Source organism: Mesorhizobium sp. M0018, from assembly GCF_040323955.1.
Classification (GTDB): Bacteria; Pseudomonadota; Alphaproteobacteria; order Rhizobiales; family Rhizobiaceae; genus Mesorhizobium.
On sequence record NZ_JAMYVL010000023.1, the window covers coordinates 24,564 to 50,144 of the forward strand.

The 25,581-nt window shown below is 59.4% G+C and carries 18 protein-coding genes, 5 pseudogenes and 1 riboswitch; of the genes and pseudogenes, 17 read left to right on the plus strand and 6 right to left on the minus strand.

The features are described from left to right. The first annotated feature begins 232 nt into the window (after positions 1 to 232). The gene (locus NKJ81_RS25945) at positions 233 to 1,315 is read left to right on the plus strand and encodes an HPP family protein (RefSeq protein WP_352542132.1); all 1,083 of its coding nucleotides are present in this window, start codon (positions 233 to 235) and stop codon (positions 1,313 to 1,315) included. A 449-nt stretch (positions 1,316 to 1,764) separates the two neighbouring features. Here NKJ81_RS25945 and NKJ81_RS25950 read toward each other — a convergent pair whose 3' ends face one another. Next, positions 1,765 to 2,049 (minus strand): hypothetical protein, encoded by a 285-nt coding sequence (locus tag NKJ81_RS25950; protein ID WP_352542133.1) that lies wholly within the window; start codon positions 2,047 to 2,049, stop codon positions 1,765 to 1,767. A gap of 854 nt (positions 2,050 to 2,903) precedes the next feature. Between NKJ81_RS25950 and NKJ81_RS25955 the strand changes: the two genes are divergently transcribed. Beyond that, positions 2,904 to 4,559, plus strand: a complete 1,656-nt coding sequence (locus NKJ81_RS25955; RefSeq protein WP_352542134.1) for an MFS transporter — start codon at positions 2,904 to 2,906, stop codon at positions 4,557 to 4,559. 32 nt (positions 4,560 to 4,591) lie between these two features. Beyond that, a pseudogene (locus NKJ81_RS25960) lies at positions 4,592 to 5,087 on the plus strand (ABC transporter transmembrane domain-containing protein); the annotation flags it as partial. Positions 5,088 to 5,113: 26 nt separating this feature from the next. On the opposite strand, the gene NKJ81_RS25965 reads toward NKJ81_RS25960, so the two are convergent. Together NKJ81_RS25965 and NKJ81_RS25970 are read right to left on the minus strand one after the other, a co-directional pair. Then, entirely contained in the window at positions 5,114 to 5,713 is a 600-nt protein-coding gene (locus NKJ81_RS25965; protein WP_352542135.1) for a cold-shock protein, read from the minus strand. Between the two features lie 279 nt (positions 5,714 to 5,992). Beyond that, positions 5,993 to 6,209 (minus strand): annotated as a pseudogene (locus tag NKJ81_RS25970) (3-methyl-2-oxobutanoate hydroxymethyltransferase); the annotation flags it as partial. Between the two features lie 147 nt (positions 6,210 to 6,356). On the opposite strand from NKJ81_RS25970, the gene NKJ81_RS25975 reads away from it, so the two are divergent. Both NKJ81_RS25975 and NKJ81_RS25980 read left to right on the plus strand, forming a co-directional pair. Next, entirely contained in the window at positions 6,357 to 7,319 is a 963-nt protein-coding gene (locus NKJ81_RS25975; RefSeq protein WP_352452634.1) for an NUDIX hydrolase, read from the plus strand. A gap of 491 nt (positions 7,320 to 7,810) precedes the next feature. Beyond that, positions 7,811 to 8,095 carry a hypothetical protein gene (locus NKJ81_RS25980; RefSeq protein WP_352452632.1) on the plus strand — a complete coding sequence of 95 codons (285 nt, stop codon included), beginning with the start codon at positions 7,811 to 7,813 and terminating at the stop codon, positions 8,093 to 8,095. A gap of 166 nt (positions 8,096 to 8,261) precedes the next feature. On the opposite strand, the gene NKJ81_RS25985 is transcribed toward NKJ81_RS25980, so the two are convergent. Then, positions 8,262 to 8,774, minus strand: coding sequence for an isopentenyl transferase family protein (locus tag NKJ81_RS25985; protein ID WP_352542190.1), 513 nt, complete (start codon positions 8,772 to 8,774; stop codon positions 8,262 to 8,264). Positions 8,775 to 9,243: 469 nt separating this feature from the next. On the opposite strand from NKJ81_RS25985, the pseudogene NKJ81_RS25990 reads away from it, so the two are divergent. Beyond that, positions 9,244 to 9,583: pseudogene (locus NKJ81_RS25990) on the plus strand (PIN domain-containing protein); the annotation flags it as partial. A 227-nt stretch (positions 9,584 to 9,810) separates the two neighbouring features. On the opposite strand, the gene hemN reads toward NKJ81_RS25990, so the two are convergent. Beyond that, a complete protein-coding gene (gene hemN / locus NKJ81_RS25995) occupies positions 9,811 to 11,151 on the minus strand; it encodes an oxygen-independent coproporphyrinogen III oxidase (RefSeq protein ID WP_352542136.1) in 1,341 nt (446 codons plus the stop codon). Between the two features lie 1,045 nt (positions 11,152 to 12,196). Between hemN and NKJ81_RS26000 the strand changes: the two genes are divergently transcribed. The 8 genes and pseudogenes from NKJ81_RS26000 to NKJ81_RS26035 all read left to right on the plus strand — a co-directional run bounded on the left by NKJ81_RS26000 (position 12,197) and on the right by NKJ81_RS26035 (position 22,072). After that, complete coding sequence (locus NKJ81_RS26000) at positions 12,197 to 13,354, plus strand: porin (RefSeq protein ID WP_352542137.1); 1,158 nt, start codon at positions 12,197 to 12,199, stop codon at positions 13,352 to 13,354. 14 nt (positions 13,355 to 13,368) lie between these two features. Next, a pseudogene (locus tag NKJ81_RS26005) lies at positions 13,369 to 13,578 on the plus strand (bifunctional hydroxymethylpyrimidine kinase/phosphomethylpyrimidine kinase); the annotation flags it as partial. Between the two features lie 402 nt (positions 13,579 to 13,980). Next, entirely contained in the window at positions 13,981 to 15,513 is a 1,533-nt protein-coding gene (locus NKJ81_RS26010; RefSeq protein WP_352542138.1) for a Fic family protein, read from the plus strand. A 560-nt stretch (positions 15,514 to 16,073) separates the two neighbouring features. Continuing rightward, on the plus strand, positions 16,074 to 16,430 hold the full coding sequence (locus NKJ81_RS26015) for a hypothetical protein (RefSeq protein ID WP_352542139.1): 357 nt from the start codon (positions 16,074 to 16,076) through the stop codon (positions 16,428 to 16,430). Positions 16,431 to 16,659: 229 nt separating this feature from the next. Next, on the plus strand, positions 16,660 to 17,484 hold the full coding sequence (locus NKJ81_RS26020; protein WP_352542140.1) for a hypothetical protein: 825 nt from the start codon (positions 16,660 to 16,662) through the stop codon (positions 17,482 to 17,484). Positions 17,485 to 18,401: 917 nt separating this feature from the next. Continuing rightward, positions 18,402 to 19,740 (plus strand): annotated as a pseudogene (glyA, locus tag NKJ81_RS26025) (serine hydroxymethyltransferase). A gap of 54 nt (positions 19,741 to 19,794) precedes the next feature. Continuing rightward, positions 19,795 to 20,970: a methionine adenosyltransferase gene (gene metK, locus NKJ81_RS26030; protein WP_352542141.1), complete on the plus strand. Its 1,176-nt coding sequence runs from the start codon at positions 19,795 to 19,797 to the stop codon at positions 20,968 to 20,970. Positions 20,971 to 21,079: 109 nt separating this feature from the next. After that, complete coding sequence (locus NKJ81_RS26035) at positions 21,080 to 22,072, plus strand: adenosine kinase (RefSeq protein WP_352542142.1); 993 nt, start codon at positions 21,080 to 21,082, stop codon at positions 22,070 to 22,072. A gap of 32 nt (positions 22,073 to 22,104) precedes the next feature. On the opposite strand, the gene NKJ81_RS26040 is transcribed toward NKJ81_RS26035, so the two are convergent. After that, a complete protein-coding gene (locus tag NKJ81_RS26040; RefSeq protein WP_352542143.1) occupies positions 22,105 to 22,767 on the minus strand; it encodes a transposase in 663 nt (220 codons plus the stop codon). Between the two features lie 236 nt (positions 22,768 to 23,003). Here NKJ81_RS26040 and NKJ81_RS32720 point away from each other — a divergent pair, with 236 nt between their 5' ends. The 3 genes from NKJ81_RS32720 (at position 23,004) to NKJ81_RS26055 (ending at position 25,098) form a co-directional block, all read left to right on the plus strand. Next, complete coding sequence (locus tag NKJ81_RS32720) at positions 23,004 to 23,303, plus strand: MFS transporter (RefSeq protein WP_502904328.1); 300 nt, start codon at positions 23,004 to 23,006, stop codon at positions 23,301 to 23,303. A 62-nt stretch (positions 23,304 to 23,365) separates the two neighbouring features. Then, positions 23,366 to 24,199, plus strand: coding sequence for a helix-turn-helix transcriptional regulator (locus NKJ81_RS26050; protein WP_352542144.1), 834 nt, complete (start codon positions 23,366 to 23,368; stop codon positions 24,197 to 24,199). Positions 24,200 to 24,819: 620 nt separating this feature from the next. Beyond that, positions 24,820 to 25,098, plus strand: a complete 279-nt coding sequence (locus NKJ81_RS26055) for a hypothetical protein (RefSeq protein ID WP_352542145.1) — start codon at positions 24,820 to 24,822, stop codon at positions 25,096 to 25,098. 218 nt (positions 25,099 to 25,316) lie between these two features. Beyond that, positions 25,317 to 25,517, plus strand: a riboswitch (cobalamin riboswitch). Positions 25,518 to 25,581 lie beyond the last annotated feature (64 nt).

Below are 25,581 nucleotides of genomic sequence, written 5' to 3' on the forward strand. Positions count from 1 at the left end.
TTTCCGGCTGCCCGCGGCACGGTAGCCCTTGGCCTCTTGCTGCGCTCGAGCGGATCAGCGTGCCGTCCGCCTCCTCTGGCTGATCAAAATGTCTGCACCCATTTGGGAATGGCCGCTTCGCGCAAAAGTATTCCCCCGTGAGCCGACTTTCCGAATTGGCTTAACTTCCAAATCTGTGGCTTTGCCGGCATTGCGGACCGCGGAGTTCCGACCACTCGCCCAAGGGTATGCCATGGCGTTTCGTCTCTTTGTTCCGATCCTTGCCGGTGCAACGCTGCGCGAGCGGCTGCTCGCCTGCATCGGGGCCATGATCGGCATCGCATTGACTGGCGTGATCAGTGCGCTGGCGAACGGGTCTGGCCCACATGTCGCACTGCTGGTTGCTCCAATGGGAGCATCGGCCGTGCTGCTCTTTGCCGTGCCTTCAAGCCCGCTGGCGCAACCTTGGTCGATTATCGGTGGCAATACGGTTTCGGCGCTGGTCGGGGTGATCGTGGCGCATTTCGTGCATGAACCCGTCCTTGCTACCGGCGTTGCGGTGGCGCTGGCCATCGCCGCTATGTCATTCACGCGCTGCCTGCATCCGCCGGGCGGCGCCGCCGCCTTAACTGCGGTGTTCGGCGGACCGGCCGTCTTCAGTTCCGGCTTGCTGTTTCCCTTCGTTCCGGTAGCGCTGAACTCGATCGTGCTGGTCGCACTCGGCTACGGCATCCATAAACTGTCGCGGCGCAACTATCCACATGTGGCGGCCCCCGCCCTTAAAAGCGCGCATGGAACCATCGATCCGCCGGCGCGGGAGCGGGTCGGCTTCCAGCCCGAGGATATCGATGCCGCGCTCGGCGCGCTGGAGGAAACCTTCGATATCGACCGCAACGATCTTGAGCGGCTGCTGCGGCAGGTCGAGTTGCAGGCGATGGTGCGCTCCCACCGCACCCTGCTGTGCGAGGACATCATGTCGCGCGATGTGATTTCGGTCGATGAACATGCGCCTGCCGACCAGGCGCGTCATTTGCTGCTCGATCACAACATCCGGACGCTGCCGGTGACCGACGCCGACGGCGGGCTGGTCGGTGTAGTTGGCCTGCGCGAGCTGACGAAGGCGACCGACGCGGTGAGGGCTGTGATGTCGAAGGCTGGCACCGCCTCTCCCGATACGCCGGCGATGAGCCTGCTGCCGGTCCTCACCGACGGCCGCAGCCATGCCGTGGTCATCGTCGATGCCGAGCGACGCATTATTGGGCTGATCACCCAGACCGACCTGCTGGCAGCGGCAGCGCGCGTGCACATGGCGGACACAACGCTGGCAGCGGCATAAAATAGTGATCCGGACTTGCTCAATCCGGGAACCCGATGGGGCGCCAATAGGATAGTGGTATTAAGTGCAGCCTTCCGCCTAAGACAATTCCTTTTTACGAGTAGATCAACCCTGAAACGCGACCGCGTGCTCAGGCATCTGGTTCACGTAGGCCAAGTACGACTGCAACAACGGAACACTCTTCAACCTTGCCGGTGGCCAGAGCCAGTCCGCTATGTCGACTAAAGGCGTGCGGACTACAAATGGAACCATCTGGTGGACGGCTCCTCTGCAACGATGGTAGCGCGGTTCGCATGTCCAAGGCTGGCTTGAAGCTCTACGTCGCGGGTTGAATGATCCTTGGCAAGGGTCGCGGCTCAGACGCCGAGGACGCGGTTCGCAATTCCATGCAGGTGGTCCTTTCCTTTGGTTCCTGCATTTCGCCTATGGTGAGGCGCGGCCGACTCCCGTCATGCATCACGCCGACGACCGCCGCTTCCTCGCCGCGCCAAGGGTTTGACTAGGCCGACGATAGACCATCCGATAAGCAATTCCGAAACGATGTGGCTTCCTTGCGCCAAGTCGGCTCTGTCGAACAGCGATGTCAACATGATCCTGAGTTCCGAGGGTTCGCCGCGCATCAATCCTATAACCTTGATGACGTTCCTGCCTAGGAGGATGAGGCTGCTCCAACACGTCCACGGTGTTAGGAATTGCCATTGCACGAGTTGATCTCGGACTTCTTCGTCGCGCATCGCCAATTTCCAGCCCAATACCGCGCCTACGCTTGGTACCCCAACCACGCGGCCTATCGCCCTCATGCCCGCTTCGAGGACCCTCCAGGATCGGGCCTGTTCGGATAGGTGTGGGAGGCCGAGGCATCAGAGGGAACGGCCAGACGCTACCATGAGGATGCGCCATCTGCCGAAGAGCCGTACCGTTACCTTCGTCACTGTGCGGAACGCGGGGCGACCGTCGCTTCAGCCATCCGGCTTTGGGTGTCATTTCTCCCCTGGCGGAGTCCACCGCCCCCGACAAAAGCCTGACCTTTGCCAGTCTTCTACGGGCAAGCGTTCGCGCCAAAAGTTCAAAGCCGCGTCCATAACATTCAACAATGAAAGCCAGCCTCATCAGATCGAGCAGAAAGTCGTCGATGGCATGTGTGAGCGCGTCAGACTTTTGTTCAAGCTGAAGCAGCAAGGCGCGCGCCTCTTCGATCGCGGCCCGGCAACCGTCTGCGTTTATCAGGAATCAATCCTGTCTAAGATCTGCAAGCCCTCACCTCGCCCCAAAACCAGACTCAGCGCATCGAACGCCGTTGGAGAGAGTTTCCGACGAAAGAACATCGTCGCGTTTCGCGAAAAGGCATCGCTCGGCAAAGTGCCCGTTGATGAAGCATGCTGCGTCAAACGACAAGCAAGAATCCGGGCTCCACCCAGTGATGTCTTCGAAGGCGGGGTGAGCCGGCTCGGGCATGCGTCTCGGCCGCAACCCTTAATCACGAGAAACTGTGCCGCAAGGGAAACAGTTTCTCTCTATTCTTCTAGCCGCCACGGTTCAGCCTAGATTACATGGGAAACGGCAATAACGGAAAGCAAAGGTTGGCAAAATGAGTAGGGTGGCTGGATCAAATGAAGATTTGGCTGCACCAACGACCTTTGCGCCACTTTTGCAGCCCACCTTTCGGTCGATCTGGCTCGCCACGCAAGTCTCGAGCCTCGGCTGGTTGATGCAGACTGTTGCCATCAGTTGGCTGATGGCTACCATCTCGACTTCCGATCTGATGGTTGCGCTGGTGCAGGCTTCATCGAACCTGCCCGCTTTCATTTTGTCCGTGTTCGCCGGGGTTCTCGCTGACAATTTCAGCCGTCGCAGGGTTATGTTCGCCGGCCGCTGCCTTATGGTGATAGCATCTGCGATGCTGACCGCTGTTGTAGCGCTGGGCTTTGTCGACCCATGGATGATTCTCGGCTTCAGCTTTTTAATCGCATGCGGCGGCGCTCTCAACGATCCCGCCTGGCAGGCGTCGGTTGGCGATATGGTGGACCGGCGCGATGTTCCCGCTGCCGTTACCCTGCTTTCCGTTGGCTTCAACACCGTACGGACCGTGGGCCCGGCGCTCGGCGGCATCGTGGTTGCCTCCTTCGGGCTTTTGGCCGCTTTTACCGTGACCACCCTCACCTATTTGGTACCCTTGGCCACCATATGGCGCTGCAAGTGGAAGGTCCGCTCGTCGCCTCTTCCGCGCGAGTCGATGAGGAGGGCCATCTATGACGGGCTGCGCTTCACGGCGATGTCATCGGAAATCAAAGCGGCGATCGCACGCGGAACCCTCTTTGGCCTGGCGAGCATCGCCATACTCGCGCTGCTGCCGCTGATTGTCCGCGACCAGTTGGGAGGAGGCCCGCTCGCCTATGGCACGCTCATGGCAGGTTTCGGAACAGGCGCGGTCTTCGCCGGCCTCTCCAACAGCCTATTCAGACGGAGCTTGTCGCAAGAACAGCTGATGAGGCTCTCCTGCGTCGCCTGCGCGGCGTGCTCCCTCTCCCTTGCGCTGACCTCTTCGATCGCAGTCGCAGCAATTGCACTTGCTTTGGGCGGCGCAGGCTGGGTCACTGCCTGGTCCGGGGTTGGCGTGAGCGTGCAGCTGGCAAGCCCGCGCTGGGTCGTGGGGCGCACGATCTCCATCTACTATGCATTGATAGACGGCGGCATCGCGGCCGGCAGCTGGGTGTGGGGCACGGTTTCCCAGAACCATTCGCTGACCTGGGCCCTCGCGGGTTCCGCTGCAGCCCTGCTGATCGTCGCTGCAGCCGGCGTTCTGTTTCCTCTTCGTGAGCGCCGCGAGTCCGAGCCCGATCCTTTGGAGGAATTCGACGCCCCAGCTGTCGCTCTCAATTTGAAGCCGAGAAGCGGGCCGATCGTGGTCAAGGTCGAATATCTGATAGCCGAGAGAAATGTCGAGGCCTTCCTCGACCTCATGCGGCAGCGGCGCCATGTACACAGCCGCGTCGGTGCTCGGAACTGGACGCTCCAGCGCAACCTTCAGAAGCCTATGCAGTGGACAGAAACGTTCCGAACGCCGACCTGGACCGACTACCTTCGCCTCAATCATCGTCTCACGGAAGTAGACAAGGAACTGGACGAGCGTGTCTTCCAGTTACACGCGGGAGAGAAAGCGCCTCAAATGACGCTTTCGATTGAGCGGCCGACAAGCTCGGCCCGGAAACCCGACCAGTCAATCCTTCACCTTCCCCGTCATTGAAGCCTGACCTTCCCATATCTGGGCATCAGCGATCGTTAAAGATCCGGGTGATGGATGAGAATCTCGGCGGCATCCGTGTCGTGCGTGCCTTCGCCGCGCAGCCGCACGAGTTGGAAAAGTTCGACCGCGCCAAGCAGGACGCGCCTTGATCTCGCCAATGAGCGCGTTGACATCCGTGTCGGCAACACCAGCGCCATGAATTTCTCGTTCCTGACCGCCATGGGCCTGGTGCTCTGGTTCGGTGGCCAGAAATTGGTCGCAGGTCAAATCAGCGTCGGCACGCTGGCCCTGTTGCTCACCCTCATGACCATTCTGCAGATGCCGGTGCGCCAGCTCGGATTGATGGTCAACTCGTTCGCGCGCGCCTCGACCTGCGGCACGCGGCTGTTCGAGTTGCTCGACGCCGAACTTGACATCGAGGACGCAGCGGGCGCCAGGGATCTCGTCGTCACCGACGGCGTGCTGCGCTTCGACAATGTCGGTTTCTGCTACGCGGGCTCGAGCGGCCGCCCGACGCTCTCCGGCATCCTTCGAGGCGAGCAATGCATCGCCGTCTAGGCAAGGCGAATGCTCCGGACTTCCCAGCCTTTCTTGCCTTGCCCGCATTCGACAAACACCTTCTGTCCCGCCACCAGCACGCTGAGCCCTGAGCGCGTCAGGGCGCTGGCATGAACGAAGACGTCCTTCTCACCGTTGTCAGGAGCAATGAAGCCGAAGCCCTTTTCGGGTTTGTACCACTTGACCGTGCCCCCGCTCTCCAGCTGCGCACCGGTTTCAACGAAGGTCCCTCCAGCGACGCGCGTATGTGACGGAGTTTTCGCGCGGAGATCGCCGATCTCCAGCACCTGCGCGACTTGATGACCTTTTGGACTTTTTTCGACCGTGATCTTGAGAGGCGTTCCCGCGGCAACATCCCGGCTTCCGGCCGCCTCTAACACTCGCACGTGCAGATAGGCCTCCGTGCCGTCCGACAGTTTGACGAAGCCAAAACCCTTGCTGACTGTGAACCACAATACCTCCGCATCGACAGGATCTGCCGTCACGGTCGGCGGGCGCTGAAAATAGCTTGGCTCGGAAGTCCGTTCCGAAAAGGAAACGGGGTCATCGTCATAGCGATGCCGGCGTGGCTCGCGATGGTCTCGATATTTGCCCATGATCATCTCGACTGGCATGGATGGCGCACTGCGCTACCGTCAAGATAATCTCAATCGGGCGACGCGTTTATGTCAAAAAGGCCGTGAAGACCGCAGCTGTGCCCGGCCTGTCGGCCGAACCCTCTGAAACTAGATTCATTTCCCCTGAAACAATAGTGCCGGCGAGTCGATTTACTGACTCGCATAGGTTGTGTTGGAGCGAGAGTGCTATGATGCTGGCGCGGGCGCACTGGAAGGGCTTTATCAGGCATTGCGGAAAGCCTGCTCCGGGTTTCTTCAAAAGGAACCGAACGGCGGGTCGACGACCATTTGCGCCGGCTCCAGGCTACGGCGCAGGTCTGACCGTGCATGATCATCATCTCCAGCGTCACGCCCAGCGTCGACGCCAAGCCGTGGAGAACCATGCCGCGCTGTCGCCGACGAGAACAACGTCGCAATGTCGATCGACGAGCTTTGAATCGGCGCACTCAATGGGCCTCCTTCCCCAAGCACGGATGTCGCGTTGGCACTTTTTGTGCAGCTGCGAAGAGCTAAAATCGCCACGACGGGTGGTGTTGACGCGCCGACAATTATCAGACAAAAACGGAATTCAATCGGTTCAGCGGCCTACGCGGCAGGGCTCTGCTCAACAACCTCGGGGACCATGGACGAACGCGCAAAAGGGATTAGGAAAGGCGGAGCTGGAGGCAAGGCCAACGACGTCAATGCGGACTTAATCGCCGTTGTGGTCGCCATGGACAGCAGCGCCCCCTGCGTTCTGACCATCCCGCAGGCAAACGCCCTGCCCTCGGGCCCGTTCGAGCTTGCTCACCGTTCGCTGCAGTCGGGCCTCAGGGGATGGGTGGAACAACAGACCGGCCAGCCGCTCGGCTATATCGAACAGCTCTACACCTTCGCCGATCGCGACAGGGTTGGCGCTGACGACCGCGTGGTCTCTATCAGCTATCTGGCGCTCACCCACCAAGACGAAGCTGGCGACCCGGCCGGGCGACACTGGGGAAGCTGGTACGACTATTTCCCGTGGGAGGATCACCGCTCCGGCACACCGGCGGTCGTGTTGGACGAATTGCGGCCGCGCCTGATGGAATGGGCGGATGGCACTGACGACAGTACGACACGCCTCGACCGACGACGGCGGGCGGCGATCGCCTTCGGCTTTGACGACCGCCATTGGAACGAGGAACTCGCGCTTCAACGTTATGAGCTGCTCTACGAAGCCGCCCTGGTGGAGGAAGCAATACGCGCCGGACATTCCGCTGCGCCCACCTGGGTCTCGGGCAGATCGATGATCGCCGATCATCGTCGCATCCTGGCGACCGGCATTGCGCGGCTGCGCTCCAAGATCAAATATCGGCCGGTCGTATTCGAACTGATGCCGCCGGTCTTCACGCTTTTGCAGCTGCAGCGCACCGTGGAGGCGCTTGCCGGCAGGCTCGTGCGTAAGCCGAACTTTCGCCGGCTGATCGAGCAGCAGGAGCTGGTCGAGGAGACCGGTGAGACAACCGCGGAAACCGGCGGCCGGCCGGCGCAACTTTATCGCTTCCGTCACGCCGTTCTCGACGAGAGGGTGATAGCCGGAACAAAATTGCCGCTCTCGCGGGCTTGACCCGCCTTGCGCCAGCAGCCCTGACGATGTCGCGGACGGCTTGGCCCTTGTGAGAACCGGGATTGTCGAGAATGACGATGTCGCCCGGCTTCAGTGTTTTGTTGAGTTCGGTTTCGACATAGACGCGAAAGGCCTGCGTATTGATGGGTCCGTCAATGACCCAAGGCGCCTCCACCCGACATGCCGCAGCGCGGTGATGAAGGTCATCGTCTTCCAATGGCCATATGGTGCGTGGGCCATCAGCCGCTTGCCGCGCACACCCCAGCCGCGCAACGGCGCCATGTTGGTCTTGACCCATGTTTCATCCAGGGAGACCAGGCGCGTAGGGTCAATGCGGGTCTGATAGCGCATCCATTGCGCACACCCGCGCATCAGCTTTGGCTTGAGCTGCTCGGCCGGCAGAACGGTTTTTTTGAAGCTCTTGCCCTCGCGGTGCAGGAAGCGACCGACGCTCGCAGGAGACCACGTTCAGCCAGTGCCGCCGTCAATTGATGAAGCGTCATGTTGGCATCTCGCTCAACCTCGCCCAGGACGAAAGCACGGTGCTCCCCGTCGATCAGATAGGGCCGATGACCACCCATCTTGCCGGGTGCCGCACTGCCACGGCGACGCTTGCGGCCTCGGGCGTTTCCTGGGCGAAGGCGGTGGCGATGAAAGCCGAGACGACGCCACAGACTGGGCTGGCGGATAGTAGTTCGCGAGTCAGCCACGGTAGCGGTCGCTACGAAGCGCGCAGCACTTTGTCATCGGTACATTCCGTCCCATGCCTGAAATGAGCAGTGCAGCCATGTCGCCTCCTCCGCAGTCACCGTGGCGAAAGCAATCCTTCCGCTGCCACACGGACCTAATGTCGCCTGGCACTAGCTTGCTTCAGCAAACCACTTAGCGCAATTCTCAGGAGCTACCGTGCCCGCACCGCAGGCGAGGTCCGGGGAGGCTTGCTCACTCAGTTTGCCATTCTGGAAAGTCGCGTTCTTGCCAACGCGCATATTCGAGATATTCTCTCGCAATCGCCTCTACAAGATCTTGTTGGAGCTCTTTGCGAAGGCACGGCATTTCGCTGATTGCCAAGCTGTGCTCTCTCGCAAAACGAATGGCGCAACGATATCCGTCAACGTCTTCCAAAGTGGGACGGACTGCATCTTCCTTCCACTGATCCGCAAGTTCCTGCAGCAATGAAGGTTGTCCTTCTCTTGTGACAAACATGTCTGTGACCCGACGCTTGGCTCTCTCCAGAAAGGCGTCCGAGTTGCCGAGCCGCAACCGCCTTACATGCCACCGAAAAGCGCCATCCCAATGCTGACTTCGCGCCATTAAATTGAGAAGGGAGATCGAACCGCCTTCGAGGATGAGCCCCGGCTGGGAACTACGCTCATCCACTTGCATTATCAGCTTACGATGGGCGGTCTCGGCGTCGATTATGCCCGACCGTGACGCAACGCGGCACCGCAGGATGGTGACCTCGTTGTCTCCGGCAAAAGATCCTTGCGCGTCTTGGGTTAATCGAGGCGGCGGCGCACGGGCGCCTTATTGTCTCGGAACATGGCCAGGAAGGCGGCTGATCAACAAAAGTGGAAGACGGTGTCCCGACGACCTCACCGATTTGTGAGGCGACCGAGGATCTGCCCGACATCATCGATCTCGTCCTCGAGGTGGGCCGTGTGCCGGCAGCGCCGCCAAAGCCTCCTCCCCTGCCGGTCCGGCTGGAAGCCTCGTCGAAACGGCACAGGAGTACACCAAAGCCGCCAGCGCGCAAACACACAGACCGCCGGCGGAAGGATTTGGCGCTTTTTGCGTGGCGTCCGCTCCGATTCCCCGGAAGGGCAGCTGGCTGCTGTTTTCTGGGCACTCGCTGCGCATCGCCGCTGCGCAACGCCGAACTGGACATCGAGCGGCTACGCGATGAACCGCATGGTCTGCCATTGTGAGGCTCTTGCTCGACACTAATGGCCTCTCCGAGGTGACGAGGCCGAGCCCTGACGCGCGCGTGCTGGAATGGATCACGGGCTCGATGAAGACCGCTCATTTATCAGGTTGTGTCGATCGCCGAGATCCGGCGCGGCGCTGCCCTCATAGACAAAGGTCGGAAACGTGACGCACTGGCCGGATGGCTCGCCCGGGACCTGCCGCAGCGCTTCGAGCCGAGAGTCCTGCCCGTGGACGAACTGGTTGCCCTGGCCTGGGGCGACCTGACGGGCCTCGCGAAGCGGCGTGGCCGCGGTCTGTCATCGATGGACGGGCTGATTGCAGCCACCGCGATTTCCTGACCCACCACATGGCGGGGATATTCATGCGCTGACGGCGAAACACCCAGATGTCCCGCACCTACCACGATCAATATGGAAACGCCTCGGTGGCAGCCACGAGGTCGATGTCATTGAAGATGAGATGAAATAGGCGGATCAGCTCTGCTTTTCGCATCCTTGACGCGCGCTTCATGACAGGCCTCGGCCAAGGGCGTCGAGTTTAGCTTCCGGTTGGATGCTTGCCCTCACCTGTGGCTATGCTTACGGCCATCCCGATCGAGAAAAGCATCGAACGCGGCAGCGACAGCGCGAATTACAAAGCGATGCTCCCGCCGTAGGCGGACAAAACCGTTTTCGAAGTCCACTATCCCGTCCTCGGCCAGCATCGCCAAGCGTTCAGCTGAATCGAGAAGACGGATCGGATCAGATCCGTGGGCGGCACAGATTGCCTGCACATTGGCCTCGAGATCGCACATTAGTCGCTCGATAATTGCGGCTCGCACGCGGTCGTCGTCGGTGAGGCGATAGCCCTTTGACGTCGCCAGACGGCCAGCTGCGATGTGCTGGATGTAGGAATCCCGTGTAACTTCGTTTTGGACGTACCCCTCGCCGACGCGGCCGATAGCCGACGCGCCGAAACCGATCAGGGTTCTGCAGGTGGTGGCCGAGTAGCCCAGCGAGTTACGCCGCAGGCGACCCGTTTTCTGTGCCAGCGCGAGCTCGTCGTCCGGCAAGGCGAAATGGTCGAGCCCGATCTCGCGGTAGCCGGCGGCAATCAGCGTCGCGGCCACGGCCGCATACTGTTCGGCGCGGGCAGCGCTGCCCGGAAGAACTGCCTCCTCGATGAGGCGCTGATTCTTTACAAGCGACGGGATGTGCGCATAGCCGAACACCGCAAGCCGGTCGGGGCGCATTGCGACCGCCGCCCTCGCGGTCTCGACGCAGGACTGCACCGTTTGATGCGGGAGACCGAAGATGAGGTCGAAGTTGATGCGGCTTACTCCATGCCGGCGCAGCATTTCCACGGCAGCCGACGTCTGCGCCTCACTCTGAACCCGGTTGATTGCTTTTTGAACAATGGGATCGAAGCTCTGCACGCCGAGACTCACACGGTTCACGCCGGCTGCTCCTAAGGCCTCGGCCATCTCGGCCGTGAACGTGCGCGGATCAATCTCGACGGCAACCGTAGCTGTTTTCGTGAGAGCGAAGCGGCGTCGCAGGAACTCCATCAGAGCCAGGAACTCGGCTGGTCCTATGAGAGACGGCGTTCCGCCGCCGAAATGCATGTCGCTCACGGGCAGCGTCTGCGGCGCTCGCTCCGAGACCAAACGGATCTCGTCACGCAGGGCCGCCAGATAGTTGAGGATCGGCGCATCATGGCGGGTGATGGTGGTGGGGAAGCCACAATACCAGCAAGCTGATCGGCAGAACGGAACGTGGAAATAGAGCGACACCGGATCGTCAGCCGGCAGGTTCCTGAGCCATTCCTCATAAGCCTCGGCGCCGACCGCCCCAGAGAACTCCGACACAGTCGGATAGATAGTGTACCAAGGCAGGCCGGCCTCGCGATATTTTGTGGTCTGCAACAGTTACCGTCCCATGCTGATAACCACCAACCTTACCGCTGCGCTCGCCTGTGTCTTTGCGCTATGTCAGTCCGTTCCGCTTTGGTCTCGAAACTTGTATTTCTCAGCAATAGCGGCCGTTCAGTCTTGGCTGGACGGTCAGCGACTGGCCATGGCTGTTCCCGCCGCGACCCTCACGCGCACCGTTTGGTTCCACCATCCCTTCCCTTCAGCCTGCGCCTGGTCGAGTAGATTCTGCTGAGCGCGGCTGCCGCATCCAACGAGATAACACGGCGTTGGGACCAGACTTTGCTCGCCAGCTAGCGCAGCCCCATAGTGATCTCTGGCATCTCGATGAGCTCGTTGTGTGAATTGCTGGCAAGAAGCATTAGCTGTGGCGCGCCGTCTATCAGGACGAGAGGCTGCTCGACGCGACCGTCAGGTCGGCCGCAATGCCAAGGCCGGCGCGCCTACTGACTCCGTGGTGGAGGCAAGGCTGCGCGTTCAGCGCGTGATTACCGATCATCGCGCTCGCCAAAATGACGGCGTCGTACCGAGCGGTGCCGCCGCATGATGTCTCAACGTCGGGGCTCACAGCAAACAAAGCTGTCGCCATTGAACGAAACTGTCGCGAAGCGAACAGACGAACCGTAGCCGAAACGTTTGCCGTTCGTGCTTGGGTTGATCCGCAAGGCAAAAAGGAAGGAAGAGCGAACCAAGGTCCGCCGGCACACTTGAGCTTCAAGCCGCAGCTGCGTCGTCAGGATGGCACGTCATTTGCAGTAGAAGCCTTTGTGACGGCCGCCCACAACTAGCGGAGATGACGGGGATGATTTGTACAGAAATGTTGGATGGCGTCGTTTCGGCGATTATTATATTTGTAATAACAATCGCATATTTGTAACAATAACACCCAATCATATTCTCAATTTCTGATGAATATCTGGCGTGACGAGCGCACCAAAACTGCTCAAATTCAACTCAATGCGCATCGTTATCGACTGTTTCCTTATCAAGAGTTCATCACTGACGTCCATTCCTTTTACTCTTTGAACGGAGATCAACAATGAACATTAGGAGCCTCCTCCTCGGCTCAACTGCGGCACTGATTGCCGTTTCCGACGCTCGCGCCGTGACCGCCGTTGCCGAGCCTGACCCGACTGAGTACGTTAAAGTCTGCGACGTCTACGGCTCGGGCTACGTCTACATTTCAGGCACTGAGACCTGCGTGCGCATCGGCGGCTATGTCCGTTACGACGTCGGCTTGGGCCATGTCGGATTGGTTGATCACGCCAGAACCTCGGATGTGAGGACTGGTGAGCATCAGGGCACATGGCAAAACAACACGCGCTTCACATTGAAAACTTGGACCGGCCAGGAGACCGAACTCGGCACGTTGAAGACCTACACCGAAACCCGCATGAACTTCGGCAACCGCCACACTTCGGTTTCGGACAGTGCTCGGTCCTATGCCTTCAACGGAGACAGCACCTTGACTTTCGCCTGGATTCAGCTTGGTGGCCTCCGAGTTGGTAAGGACTGGTCGGCCTTCGACATGTTTATTGGCGGCGCGGGTGACGTACTCAACCAGACGCCGGTTCCGTACGGCGCTTTCGATACCAATGTGGTTCAGTACTACTTCGACGCCGGGAACGGCTTTTCGGCCGTGGTTTCGCTCGAAGAAGGCTCGGGCGTGGTCGGCACAATCGACAGCTACGCACCGCACGTAGTCGGCGGCTTGAAATACACACATGGCTGGGGCGCGATCACCGGCGTTGCCGCTTATGATAGCAACTACGAATCGGTGGCCGCCAAGGTCCGTGTCGACATCAATGTCACCAACGAACTGTTGCTGTTCGGAATGCTCGGCTACGGTTCCAACGGCAAGCTCAACGACGACTCCACGAACGCCATCGACGCTCATGGTCGCGGCTTCTATAAGAGTTGGGGCGGGAACTGGGCTTTCTGGGCTGGCGCCACTTACAAGCTCAACGAGATAACTTCGTTCAACCTTCAGCTCTCCGGTGATCAGCTCAAGAACCATGGTGTCGCTGCAAACGTCGCCTATGCGTTTCTTCCAGATTTCACAGTTACGGCGGAACTCGACTATGGCCGCTACGGCAACTTCGCCGTCGGCAAGGTGGACGCTTCCAACGTGAACTGGACCAACGCCAACGAGAAGAGCAGTGTCGGCGGAATCCTGCGTTTCGAACGCTCATTTTAACGGATGAAAGGGCGCTGAGGCAGGCATCGCATGTACTTGTCGTCGGCGGATCGGACTCCAGTGGGGGTGCCGGAATCGCGCGCGATATCGAGACGCTCTCCTCCATGGGCGTGCGCAGCTGCCTTGCCGTCACTGCGGTGACGGTGCAAACACACGACAGCGTCACGGACATCCTTCATCTGCAACCCGGTCTGGTGGCCGATCAGATGCGTGCAGCGATCTCGCGGGCGTCGCGGCGTAGTGAGCGCGGGCGCGGCCGTGATGATCGTGGCGGGAGGGAGAGGTAAGGAGCGTCTTTCCTTGAGAATTCGCGTTTACGGTTACCCACGATGCACAACGGGCGAGTTTTTCAAAGAGGCGCGTCCTCCTTCGAAGCGCTTCGGAGGGCCAGGCTCTAGGCTCGCCCCGAGCCCCTGCGTAGCCTGCGGGGGAGCTGGGTCTCGGCCCATCCGGGTAACGATCCTTCGCGCGGCTATGGAAACGATCGCATTTCCCGATTATCGCATAAAAAACTTGTTATCGCACGACTTAAAAAACTTGCAACTCCACAGCATCATTGACTTGTCGCTTATCAGCACTATATACTTGTAATCGCACAGCTCTAAAAAAGTTGCAAAGGCACGGCCATGGCCAAGCCCCATGAAAAACTCGCTGTATCACTGGCCGGCCTCAAAGAGCTGCAGGAGGGTGGGCGGCGCATATTCAAATCAGATGAGCTGACCCGCGTCCACCGGGAGCGGCTGCTGCAGAACGGGTTCCTGCGCGATGTTATCAAAGGCTGGCTCATGTCGACCGGCCCGCAGGCACGGCAGCAAGACACCACCCCTTGGTACGCGAGCTTCTGGGAGTTCTGCTCCCTTTACTGCAATGACCGGTTCGGCAAGGACTGGTTCCTCTCACCGAAGCAGTCGCTGCTTCTGCACGCGGAAGCGCCCACTATTCCGCCTCAGGTGGTGGTGAACACCCCCAAAGGCACGAATAACAAAATCGACCTGCTGTTCGGCACTTCGCTCTATGACCTCAAGGTCAAGGAGATGCCGGCCGAACTGACAGAGAAAAACGGCCAGCGCGTGTTCACTGTCGAGGCCGCCCTTACCCGGGTGCCGGAAGCGTTCTTCCAGCGCGCCCCTATCGAGATGCAGATCGCCATGGCGTCGGTGCGCGACGTATCAACCGTTCTGGCCCTGCTGCTTGATGGCGGCCATTCCGCCGTGGCGGGACGGCTTGCGGGGGCCTTCCGTCGCGTAGGACGCGACTCTTTTGCCGATGAAATCGTGGCCGCCTTCAAAGCCGCCGGCTATGACGTGCGCGAATCCGATCCGTTCGCGGGACAAATTGGAGTGACAACTATTGCGGCGGGCGTACCGCCGTTGGTCGCCCGCCTGCGCGCGATCTGGCAATCGCAGCGCGAAGCCATCATCGAGATATTCCCGAAGGCACCCGGACTGCCGTCCGACAAAGACGCCTATATGAAGTTCGTCGAGGATATCTACGAAAGCGACGCCTACCATTCGCTGTCGATAGAAGGGTACAGCGTCACCCCGGAACTCATCGACCGGGTGCGCGAGGGGAGCTGGAATCCGGAGATTGATGAAGAGGACCGCAAGAACCGAGATGCGCTTGCCGCGCGTGGCTACTACCTCGCATTCCAGAAGGTCAAAGACTCTGTTGCCGCGATCATCAACGGCAAGCCAGCCGGCGCGTTGACGCGGGACACTCACCGGGAGTGGTACCGGGAGCTGTTCGCGCCGTCAGTGACCGCCGGCATCCTCAAAGCCAGCGCGCTTGCGGGATATCGCAATCACCCTGTGTACCTGCGCGGCTCGCAGCACGTGCCGCCGCGTACCGAAGAGGTGGCCGATGGTATGAATGAGCTGTTCGACCTGCTGGAGGCGGAGAAGGAGGCCTCCGTGCGTGCCGTGCTGGGGCATTGGCTTGTGGGCTATGTGCACCCCTATCCGGACGGCAACGGACGAATGGCGCGGTTCCTCATGAACGCGATGCTGGCTTCAGGCGGTTACCCCTGGACAGTCGTCAGAGTCGATGACCGGAAGGCCTACCTCGCAGGGCTGGAGGAGGCGAGCGGCAATATGAATGTGAAAACGTTCGCCGCCTTTCTCGCCGAACGGGTGAAGTGGTCTATGGAGAAGGCGGCGTGAGGTCGGTGGTGTGCCATGTTTAACTTGCTTGTCTCGGGCCACGGCGAGTGGTGGGAAACGCCGCCGTTCACGTCAACCATTGACCGGTTCAAGGAATCTAGCGGCGCCGAGGCCGAGGCTATCGACCTCGCGCCCTGAAACATTGCGCCGGCTGGAGGAAATCCCGGCGCTTTTGATGTACGAAGTCGGGGCGGGAGGCCCGCACGCGCGCGTGGTCCGGCACAGCCGCATACGCAATATCGTTCGGCGCGGACACGAACTGGCCTTCACCTTCGAGCCCGATCCGAAACATGCCTTTCTCGACCGGTCAGCGGTGTTGAGAATTGCGGACCGGCTGGGCATTCAACAGTTCGAACAGCACCGTACGCACTGGGCGATCAAGGATGGTGACATTCCGGCCGAGCTGATTGCCACCAGCACCGCTGAACGGGCGCAGCGCACCGTTGCCGTGGTTGCGGCAGAATATGTAGAAGCGCCGCGAGGGACGAAGGAGAGAAGCTGCCGAACTGGCCGAAGAACTGGAGGATTTTCCTCCCTCGCTGGAGAAAGCACTGTCGCTCGTGCCGGCGCGTATCCTTCAGCAGCCCACACCCGAATTATACCCGATCCTTGGGATAGAGCCCCGCACGCCCGAAGGCCGCAACGCCGTCGTGGCCGTCGTCGCAAGGGATCACAATGGGCAGGACTTGCCTGCCGACTGGTCTTATTCGCTGGCGTGGTTCCTGGACCTTTACGGCAGCGCGACGGAAGCGGGGCGCCTTGACGGCGCGCTGGCCGAATGCGCAACGCATATGATCGCGCTCGGCACTGGCGAGGGAGAAGCCGCCGCCCCGGTTGAAGATATCGGCTACGCACTCTGGCGCTGTTCGCGAAGCCCGAAACTTATCGGCGATCTGCGCCGGGAATCGCTGAGATAGCGCAGGAGGTTTTGTCGCTTACCAAAATCAACTGGAACTCGACCCAGATCAATCAGAAGCTTCCCATTCCCATTCTAGCAGCCAGAAGAGTGGGTGAGCTCTTTAAATATCTATCCGAGGAATCGATAAGCTCAGACTATCGCAAGTATGCATAGTTTTTTCTGTTATATGGTCTGCTCGGCTGCAGGCAAAGAGCCCCGGATAAACTTCAGCACGAAAGCAGAATTGAATGAAGGTGGGCTACACGGAGTTCTCATTTGGGTATGCCTTCACCGAAAACCTTATCCGGTCATCGTCAGCCGCACCTGTAGGCGCGCCGGTCTTTCCAAACCTCATACAGGAGGGGCATTCTGGCGTTGACATCCGCATCAATTTCCCAGGGGTTCCGCTGTTTTTCCAGTACAAGCTTCCGGAGCTGATGAAGCGAGGAACTGCGTTTGAGATTGCGAGCGGACATTGTCCCGGTTTGTCGATACCATTTTTTCGGATTGCGATGATGCGCAGGGATGTGTCGCGTCAGCATGAACTGCTTCTTCGGCTTGAGGCGCGCTATCCGTCAAACGTCTTCTATGCGGCTCCTTGTATTGCAAACATCAGCGATTTCGACCGCTCTTATAATGGAGCAACCGTAGCACGGCAGTCCATTTTCGTCTCACCAGGGGATATTGGGCCCTTGCCAGACGACAAAGCGTACAGCCTTGCCTATAAACCTGGACTGGCAACTGGATATTTTTGCTCGAAACCCAAGCCCACCAAAGTTCAAACATTTGATGATCTCGCTGCGCTCTTTAAGGAGCAGTTCGCCGAGAAGCGTTTTGCGGAAGTCGGCGAGGCGGCGCGTGAGATGCGCGAAAACGTACTTGAGCTTGCTTCGCCGTCAATGCGGCAAGCCGAACAGCTCATTGCTGAACGGGTCGGCGCGAGACGCATTCAGATTCTAGACGGCGCAGCCAGACCGCCCGAGGAAGAGCGCGCAGTCACTGACATTCTCGGAGCGCGGGAAATTGCGCGTGTCGATCTTGGCGTCGACCTGCTGGTGGCCCAACCACGCTAACGACATCATACCTCGCTGATTAGCCCAGCTTTTGTCTAGGCCACAGTTATGAGACTACGAACTACTTGGCCAGGAAGAAGATCGGATTGAAAGCGAACCTTCCTTGTCATCTTTGCATCACGGTCAGTCTGCACGAGATTGACCGCTGCAAGCCGGGAGCAAGACCGGGCTGCGCAAACGTTGCAACAGATCCTTCAAGGAAATTCATAGACTCTTAGCAACTCCGGTTCGCTGTGAATGGTAGGCTTATTGCAACGTTTGAGTCAGTGGGGTCCGAACCGTGGCTTATTCTCCGACCCGCCGAACTGCGTGCAATTTCGGCTAAAGGCAATGGCAAGAAGAGCGCCCATCTTGTTTGTTCGACACAGCCATATCGGCTCAAAACAGTATCTTCACGGCCACCGAGATTGTCCGGTCGGTGGACAAGCAACCATATTATTTGGTTCGAAAGCTGCAACATCTGTGGAGAACGCGAAATGACAAATTCAGTAGGACGAGTGCCCAGGCTTTCCAAGTGGCTTGGTCCTGACCAATGCTGACACTGGTCAGTCGCCTACGGACGGCAGCGCATTTAGATCGCCTTCGAATCCTAGGCCTTTGCGCGCACGCGGACCTAACTGTCTGCCAGCTAGCGGAGATTCTGGGTCTGCGTCGTGAGCACGTTGTACGACACGTCCGGCTGCTGGCCAGAGCCGACTTTCTTTACTGCAACGAACAACGTCCGTGGTGCTCGTACAATCTCAAAGCAGGAGGTAAGGACGGCGGGCTGGTTCAATTGTTGGTTGATCTCCTGCCCCACGGCGATGGCTATCACAAACGAGACCTTCAACGGCTCGAAGCGGTACGAGACACGCGGCCGAAGGGGACCGCATGCTTGACCGTGAAATAGATCAATCCAATTGGAGCGCGAAGCTACCATGGACAACTCCGCCGACAGCGCCATCGCGCAGCCCGACACTTACGGACGGTCTCGCTTGGCGACGGTTGATTGCCGCGTTCACGAACTGCTTCTAAGACAGGAGCGGCAGGAGCGGACGACGCTCAAACTGATCGCATCTGTGAACTTTGCCTCCTCGGCCGTGCTGGAAGCAACCGGTTCGATTTTCATGAACAAGTACGCCGAGAGGTACCCCGCTGCGCGCTACTACGCGGGAAACGAGATCGTCGATGAGCTTGAGAACCTCGCCATTGAGCGCTTGAACACGTTATTCGGCAGCGAACACGCCAACGTCCAGCCTTATTCCGGCTCGCCGGCCAATCAGGCTGTCTATCGAGCGCTTTTAAGCCCCGGTGACAAGGTGATGGGTTTGCCAATTCCGGAAGGGGGCCACCTCACTCATGGTTGGGCCATCAATTTTTCCGGAACAGACTATAAGCGCGTCCCCTATGGGCTGCACGAAAAGACGCAGCAAATTGACTATGACCGTTTGCGCGAAACAGCAAAACGCGAACGGCCTCGGCTCATTTGGGCTGGCGGTACTGCTTATCCCCGTATCTTCGACTACGCGGCAATGGCAGAAATCGCTCTGGAGGCGAACTCCTACCTCGTGGCCGACATCGCGCACATCAGTGGCCTGATTGTCGCTGGAGTGCATCCGAATCCCGTACCCCATTGCGACGTCGTCAGCAGCACGTCTCACAAGTCGATCCGCGGTCCCCGCGGTGGCTTCATTTTGTCAAGGAATGAAGATCGCTATCAAGCGCTGTATCATTCGAAGGGCAAATACAATCTCGCCAGACGAATAGATCGCGCTGTCTTCCCTCAACTGCAAGGCGGCCCCCATATGAATGTTATCGCGGCGCTAGCTGTCGCTTTGCGGGAAGCCGCGGACCCGTCCTTCCGCAGTTACGGCCAACAGATTGTCAAAAATGCCAAGGCTCTGGCCCAGGCGCTTCTGGACCGAGGTTATGACCTGGTCACCGGGGGCACTGACAATCACATGCTGATCCTTGATCTTCGCGATCGACCACTATCAGGCAAGGCCTATGCCAAGCGGTTAGCGAAGGCAGGCATCATTACGAGCTTTAATATGGTGCCGGGCGACCCGCGCCATCCTGCGGTCACAAGCGGAATTCGCCTGGGGGCGCCAGCAGTGACGTCAATGGGCTTGCGCGATGTGGAAACCGTGCAAATTGCTGGCTTCATGGACTCCGTCCTCCGGCGAGCCAGAAGACGAAGATCTCCATGCCTGCGTGCGAAGAGACGTTGCCGACTTGTGCGCTGCGTTCGAGGTCCCGGGCCTCACCGACAGGTAAGGTGGGCTAAGCAAAATGCCCCATACAACTCCAACACCCGAAGCGAGGCATTTCATGGCTAGGCAGTTCGTGTTCTCTTCCGAATCGGTTGGCGCGGGACACCCGGATAAGTTGGCCGACAACATCTCGGATGCCATCCTCGATGCCATCCTCCGCACCGATCCCAAGGCGCGCGTCGCCTGTGAAGCGTTGGTAAAATCAGGGATGGTCGTTCTGGCTGGCGAGATTACCAGCGATGCGCAGGTGGATTATAGCCAAGTTGCGCGCGATACGATTCTCGATATTGGATACGACAACGAGGCCGTCGGCTTTGACGGCCGGCGTTGCTCCGTCGTTCATGCACTCACCGAGCAGTCGCCCGACATCAGCCAGGGCGTTGACGAGGGACGAGGGCAGGACCTCCAACAGGGAGCGGGAGATCAGGGCCTCATGTTCGGCTACGCATGCCGCGAAACCGATACTCTGATGCCTTTGCCGATCCAGCTCGCTCATCGCTTGACGAAACAACAGGCAGATGTCCGGAAAGCACGACAGCTTGGCTGGTTGCGTCCTGACATGAAATCCCAAGTCTCAGTGCGCTATGAGGGGTTGCGCCCCGTCGCCCTGGATACCATCGTCGTATCGACCCAACATGACGAGCAGGTCTCGCAAGAGACGGTCCGCGAGGGCGTCATTGAGGAAATCATAAAGCCTGTCCTGCCGACCCACCTGGAGACGGAAGGCATCAGAATTCTGGTCAACCCGACGGGGAGGTTCGTAGTCGGCGGGCCGCGCGGCGACTGCGGTCTCACTGGACGCAAGATCATCGTCGATTCCTATGGTGGGATGGGTCGTCACGGCGGCGGCGCCTTTTCGGGCAAGGACCCGTCCAAGGTTGACCGCTCAGCTGCCTATGCGGCCCGGTATGTCGCAAAGAATATCGTCGCTAGCGGACTTGCGGACGTCTGCGAGGTGCAGCTTGCTTACGCAATCGGCGTGGCCAGTCCGGTTTCTGTCATGGTCAACACGTTCGGAACAGCGAGGGTTGAGGAAAGAAGGATCGAGCGCCTCATTCTTGAGTTGTTCGATCTCAGACCGAAGGGCATTATCAAGATGCTTGATCTCTTACGCCCTATCTACCGCAAGACCGCGACCTATGGCCATTTCGGCCGTGAAGAGCCTGATTTCACCTGGGAGAAGACAGACAGGGCCGACGAATTGCGTCGCGAGGCAGGACTTGCCGCCCCGTGAGGGCTGGCGCCGAACCGATTGGCAAGCGGAAAGCCCATTCCCACTGGCCAGACCCGCCGGCGGCCGGCATGCCAGAAAGCCGGTGGGCTTTTGGCGGAGACATGAATTGATGCCGGACTATGACGTGCTTTGTATCGGGAATGCCATCGTCGACATCATCGCCCAGTGCGACGAGGCGTTCCTGGAGACGAACGGCATCATCAAGGGCGCGATGAATTTGATCGACACGAGGCGCGCCGAACTGCTCTACAGCCGCATGGGCCCGGCCATCGAAGCCTCGGGCGGCAGCGCCGGCAACACGGCGGCGGGCGTCGCCTCCTTCGGCGGCCGCGCCGCCTTCTTCGGCAAGGTCTCGAACGACGCGCTCGGCGAAATCTACGCGCACGACATCCATGCCCAGGGCGTCGCCTTCGACACCAGGCCGCTCAGCGGCGAGCCACCGACGGCGCGCTCGATGATCTTCGTCACGCCGGACGGCGAGCGCTCGATGAACACCTATCTCGGCGCTTGCGTCGAGCTCGGCCCGGAGGACGTTGAGGCCGACAAGGCGTCGGGCGCCGCGGTCACCTATTTCGAGGGCTATCTGTGGGACCCGCCGCGCGCCAAGGAGGCGATCCGGCAGACGGCGAAGCTCGCCCATGCCGCCGGGCGCGAAGTGTCGATGACATTGTCAGACTCGTTCTGCGTCGACCGCTACCGCGACGAATTCCTAGAGTTGATGCGCTCCGGCACCGTCGACATCGTCTTTGCCAACAGCCACGAGATCAAGTCGCTCTACCAGACCGCGTCGTTCGACGAGGCGCTGGCGCAGATCCGCAAGGATTGCAAGATCGCCGCCGTCACCCGCTCGGAAAAGGGCTCGGTGATCGTGCGCGGCGACGAGACCGTGACCATCAATGCGACCAGGATCCGCGAGCTGGTCGACACCACAGGCGCCGGCGACCTCTACGCCGCCGGCTTCCTCTACGGCTACACGCAAGGCCGCAGCCTGAACCAGTGCGGCGATCTCGGCTCGCTAGCGGCCGGCCTGGTCATCCAGCAGATCGGCCCAAGGCCACGCCAGAATTTGCGCAGAGAGGCCGAGCAGGCGGGGCTGCTGTAGGTGGCGAGCCAAGAACCAGCTGCCCACCCTCCTTAATCCAGCCCGAGCCTTTTCTTCAGTTCCGCATTCTCCTTGCGGAGACGATCGGCAAGCAGGCTCTTTAGCCGCTTGTTTTCTTCCTCGAGCGCGACGAGATCCTTCAGCCCGTCACTGTCCGCCGCAGGCGCCGCCGCCTTCTTCCAAAGATAGTATGTCTGTTCCGAGATGCCGGCTTGCTTCACCGCGCTCTTGAGAGTAGCGCCGCCGCCGATCGAGGTCTCGATCTGCGCCAGCTTCTGGGCACGATCCTTCGCGGAGTAGCTCTTTCGGCCCGTTCGCGCTGACGGCGGTGCTTCAGTGGTCGCGGATATCGGCTTGGCAGGCGCGCTCGCCTCAGCTTCTGGCTTCCTCGACCGCCGCGCTCTCGTCTTCGGTTTTGGCGTTTCCGTTTTGTCTGCCGGTTCGCTATGAACTACTGCTGACTCGGTCTCCAGGGGATTGGCCATGAAATGCTCCACTCGCGGTTTGTGCAAAGGTTCAGCATCAAGGGCCACTACAGTAGAGTCAACAAGCTGACGATTTAACGGCTCGACTTCCTTTGTTGTCTCGGCCATCGCCGCGGCGATGTCGAAATTGCCCCAGATGGAACGTGCGGATTTTTGATAATTGCGCTTTTGTTTGATTTCCACGGTGAATGGTCGCGTCTGCCGCCTCATAGTTCCTTCCTGAATAGGAGAATGAAGTCGCCGCTCGAATTTTTTGGCGCTTCCTGCTTAGCGCGGAGCATTATCGTATAGCCGCTCAACGGGCAAGTGATGCCGGTCTTCGATGGCTGACCATCTGGGGAGATTTGAGCGGCTTCGCACGTCCTGCGCATGCCTGTAAGGCCGCCAAGTTTTCTGGGTTAGCAGGCGCGCACTGTGGCAGCTTGGCTTGTACGGCGAGGCCATGGTTGAGTGAGGCGAAACAAATCCAGCCCCGCGGTCAATCCCGAGGCTTCCCACAATGGCGAAGATCTTCACTCGTTCCTTTTGAGCACAAGACCTTCCGTTCGCTATGGTCGGCTGCACTCATTTCGAACCTTGGCACCCTAGTGGAAGGTGCGGCGGCAGCTTGGCTGATGACGAGCATCGCAGCAGTAATTTTTGATCGCCCATTCGTGCTGTGTACCAGCCCTGTGTCTTGCGCAAGTGGTCACGAACGGCTGCCGGAGCCTCGAAGACGCCCTAAAAACACATGCTGCGATTTTTGAACACGCTTGACGTGTTAGATTAATTCATCCACGATGCGTGTGTTGAACACGCGAGGTGAGTTATGAACATGAAAGAGCTTAGGGTTCGACTGGGCATGACTCAAAAAGATTTGGCAGAGCAGATGGCAACGACGCAACAGACTGTGGCCCGTTGGGAAACAGGCAAAACGCAGTTGAACGTCGAGCAGATCAAGGACCTTTGTCTCACGTTGAAATGCACGGTCGAGGAGCTGCTGGGCTGGAAGATTGATGTCGAGGAGTGGCGCACGAGCCCGTTTGCAATTGCCGATGCCGAAACGCGATACGGCACGCTCAGAATCAAGACGACTGTTGGCAGCCGCCAATATCCTATCGATGAAAAGGGGCGTGAATCGATTTTACGTCAGTTGAAGGAACTTCATAATCTGCGTAGAAATAACACAAGCAGGCCATGGCTGTATTGTTGGAGCCTTGACAACAAAATACTCTTGATAAATCCGCAATATGTCCGCACCATTGAGCTTATCGGTGACGATGTAGAGGAGATGCCAGAGCATTATCATCCAGAAATCTATCGGGCTTTGGATGACTGGGATAAGGGTGAGGTTTCAGGAAAGCTGAAGAAAGAATGCGATGCCATCATCGCAGAGATGGGTGATCAGGAAGCCGTGCGCATGGCCTCCTATGTTCGCGTCACATATGACGACGGAGAAGATGAGTGGAACTTCTTGGATGAAGAAACCGCTACGACTTTCTTCGGATTGGAAGCTGCGACCTTTGACGTTCCCCAGTGTAGTTTCGCCGAAGTGGAGGAAGAAGGTTACTACCGAGCGCGATACGCCAACCTTGATCGCGTCGCGGTGATGGAGGTTCCAAGCGACCGTTATCACAGATTGACCGCGCCCGAGGAAGCTTAGAACCATCCACGAAGGGCGCATGTTACATCTCGACCTTGCGTGGTGCGTTTTCAGTACGAGATGACGTTAAGCGTAGGTAGTGGCAGGTAAGAGTGCTCGACCAGAAGCTCAACTGCCTCCTCAATATCGCTGCCGATGTGCCGCAGGACACGTCCACGGGAGCGTGGATAGGCGTGAAGTTCCTGCACTCCACGGTCCGCTCTCCCATCGCCGGTGTGTGCCCGACGCCATCTTGTGGACGAGCTTGGCCGCCTGCACCCGGTTGTATTCCGGCTTGCGGTCCGCCTGGGCGGTCCGCCGCGATGGCTATCTCCATGTCAATCGGCGCCGAACTTTGACTGCCCGCTGCTTTTGATGAATTTGGCGAGGTCCCGCGATAATCACTCTTGGTCTTCTCCTTGAGGCCCTGTGGCGCGACTTGTGGTCCAGCAGGGCAAACAGGTCCAAGTCCCCTTCCGCCTGTGGCGCTGGCTTGCCCTCACCGCCCTCGGCTTCCCAATTGGGGACCGCTTCTGCGCGCTGCACCGTGGCGATTGTCCGCCCAAGACGCATCACAAGATCGAACGCCAAACCGTGCGCGTGCACGACGATTTGCCGCTCAGGCCTCATTTGGACAGGACTTGAGCTGGCCCGGTGGTTTGAGCCGGGTTACCTTGAGCCGGTGGGCTGCGAACAAGCAGTTCGAGACATTGGCGTCGATCACTTCGCAACACGCCGCTGCGCCTGGCCTCGGTGTGCTCCCCCCGAAATCGTTGTGTCATATCACCGAGGGCATCACGGCCAACAGCTTCCACATGGGCAACAGCCTCGCCATTGAGCCGAATATGGTCGCGAGCGACGAAGCGGTCGGAACCTCGGAGCCGAAGTTCGACGCCGAGGTGGTTCGCATGATGCGCTAAGCAGCACCACGGCGCTTGCCGGTATGTTTGCTGCCGGCAGCCGACGAACTCCTATCCTCCTGGACAAGGGCGCCGTGCGTCATTGCTTTGATTTACCGGCCGCTCAAGGCTTCCACAGTTTTCGCTTTCGAGGCGACCTTTGGAACATGCCAACGGAAATTTAACATAACGACATAAACATTTCTTTATGCGGCGTTGACAAAGAAGCGAACTGCTGTAATTGTCTCCCGCGTCGTGGTTCTCCGTACGGCGCTGCCGCAGCGGAGCTAAGAGGGAAGCCGGTGCGATGCCGGCGCTGCCCCCGCAACTGTTAGCGGCGAGCCAACCCCACTCATGTCACTGAGGCGAATAGCCTTGGGAAGACGGGTAGAGGCTATGACCCCGCGAGCCAGGAGACCTGCCACGGCGAATTACGTCCACGGGCGGGGTGTCTCGGTGGCCGCTGCAGCCTGGCGTTCGTGCCGGCCTGCTAGCGCCTTCCTT

Excerpts from the sequence above, each read along its gene's own strand:
- NKJ81_RS25945 (WP_352542132.1), top strand. The coding sequence starts at position 233 with ATGGCGTTTCGTCTCTTTGTTCCGATCCTTGCCGGTGCAACGCTGCGC.
- NKJ81_RS25950 (WP_352542133.1), bottom strand. The coding sequence starts at position 2,049 with ATGCGCGACGAAGAAGTCCGAGATCAACTCGTGCAATGGCAATTCCTA.
- NKJ81_RS25955 (WP_352542134.1), top strand. The coding sequence starts at position 2,904 with ATGAGTAGGGTGGCTGGATCAAATGAAGATTTGGCTGCACCAACGACC.
- NKJ81_RS25965 (WP_352542135.1), bottom strand. The coding sequence starts at position 5,713 with ATGGGCAAATATCGAGACCATCGCGAGCCACGCCGGCATCGCTATGAC.
- NKJ81_RS25975 (WP_352452634.1), top strand. The coding sequence starts at position 6,357 with ATGGACGAACGCGCAAAAGGGATTAGGAAAGGCGGAGCTGGAGGCAAG.
- NKJ81_RS25980 (WP_352452632.1), top strand. The coding sequence starts at position 7,811 with ATGAAGCGTCATGTTGGCATCTCGCTCAACCTCGCCCAGGACGAAAGC.
- NKJ81_RS26000 (WP_352542137.1), top strand. The coding sequence starts at position 12,197 with ATGAACATTAGGAGCCTCCTCCTCGGCTCAACTGCGGCACTGATTGCC.
- NKJ81_RS26010 (WP_352542138.1), top strand. The coding sequence starts at position 13,981 with ATGGCCAAGCCCCATGAAAAACTCGCTGTATCACTGGCCGGCCTCAAA.
- NKJ81_RS26020 (WP_352542140.1), top strand. The coding sequence starts at position 16,660 with ATGAAGGTGGGCTACACGGAGTTCTCATTTGGGTATGCCTTCACCGAA.
- metK (WP_352542141.1), top strand. The coding sequence starts at position 19,795 with ATGGCTAGGCAGTTCGTGTTCTCTTCCGAATCGGTTGGCGCGGGACAC.
- NKJ81_RS26035 (WP_352542142.1), top strand. The coding sequence starts at position 21,080 with ATGCCGGACTATGACGTGCTTTGTATCGGGAATGCCATCGTCGACATC.
- NKJ81_RS26040 (WP_352542143.1), bottom strand. The coding sequence starts at position 22,767 with ATGAGGCGGCAGACGCGACCATTCACCGTGGAAATCAAACAAAAGCGC.
- NKJ81_RS26050 (WP_352542144.1), top strand. The coding sequence starts at position 23,366 with ATGAACATGAAAGAGCTTAGGGTTCGACTGGGCATGACTCAAAAAGAT.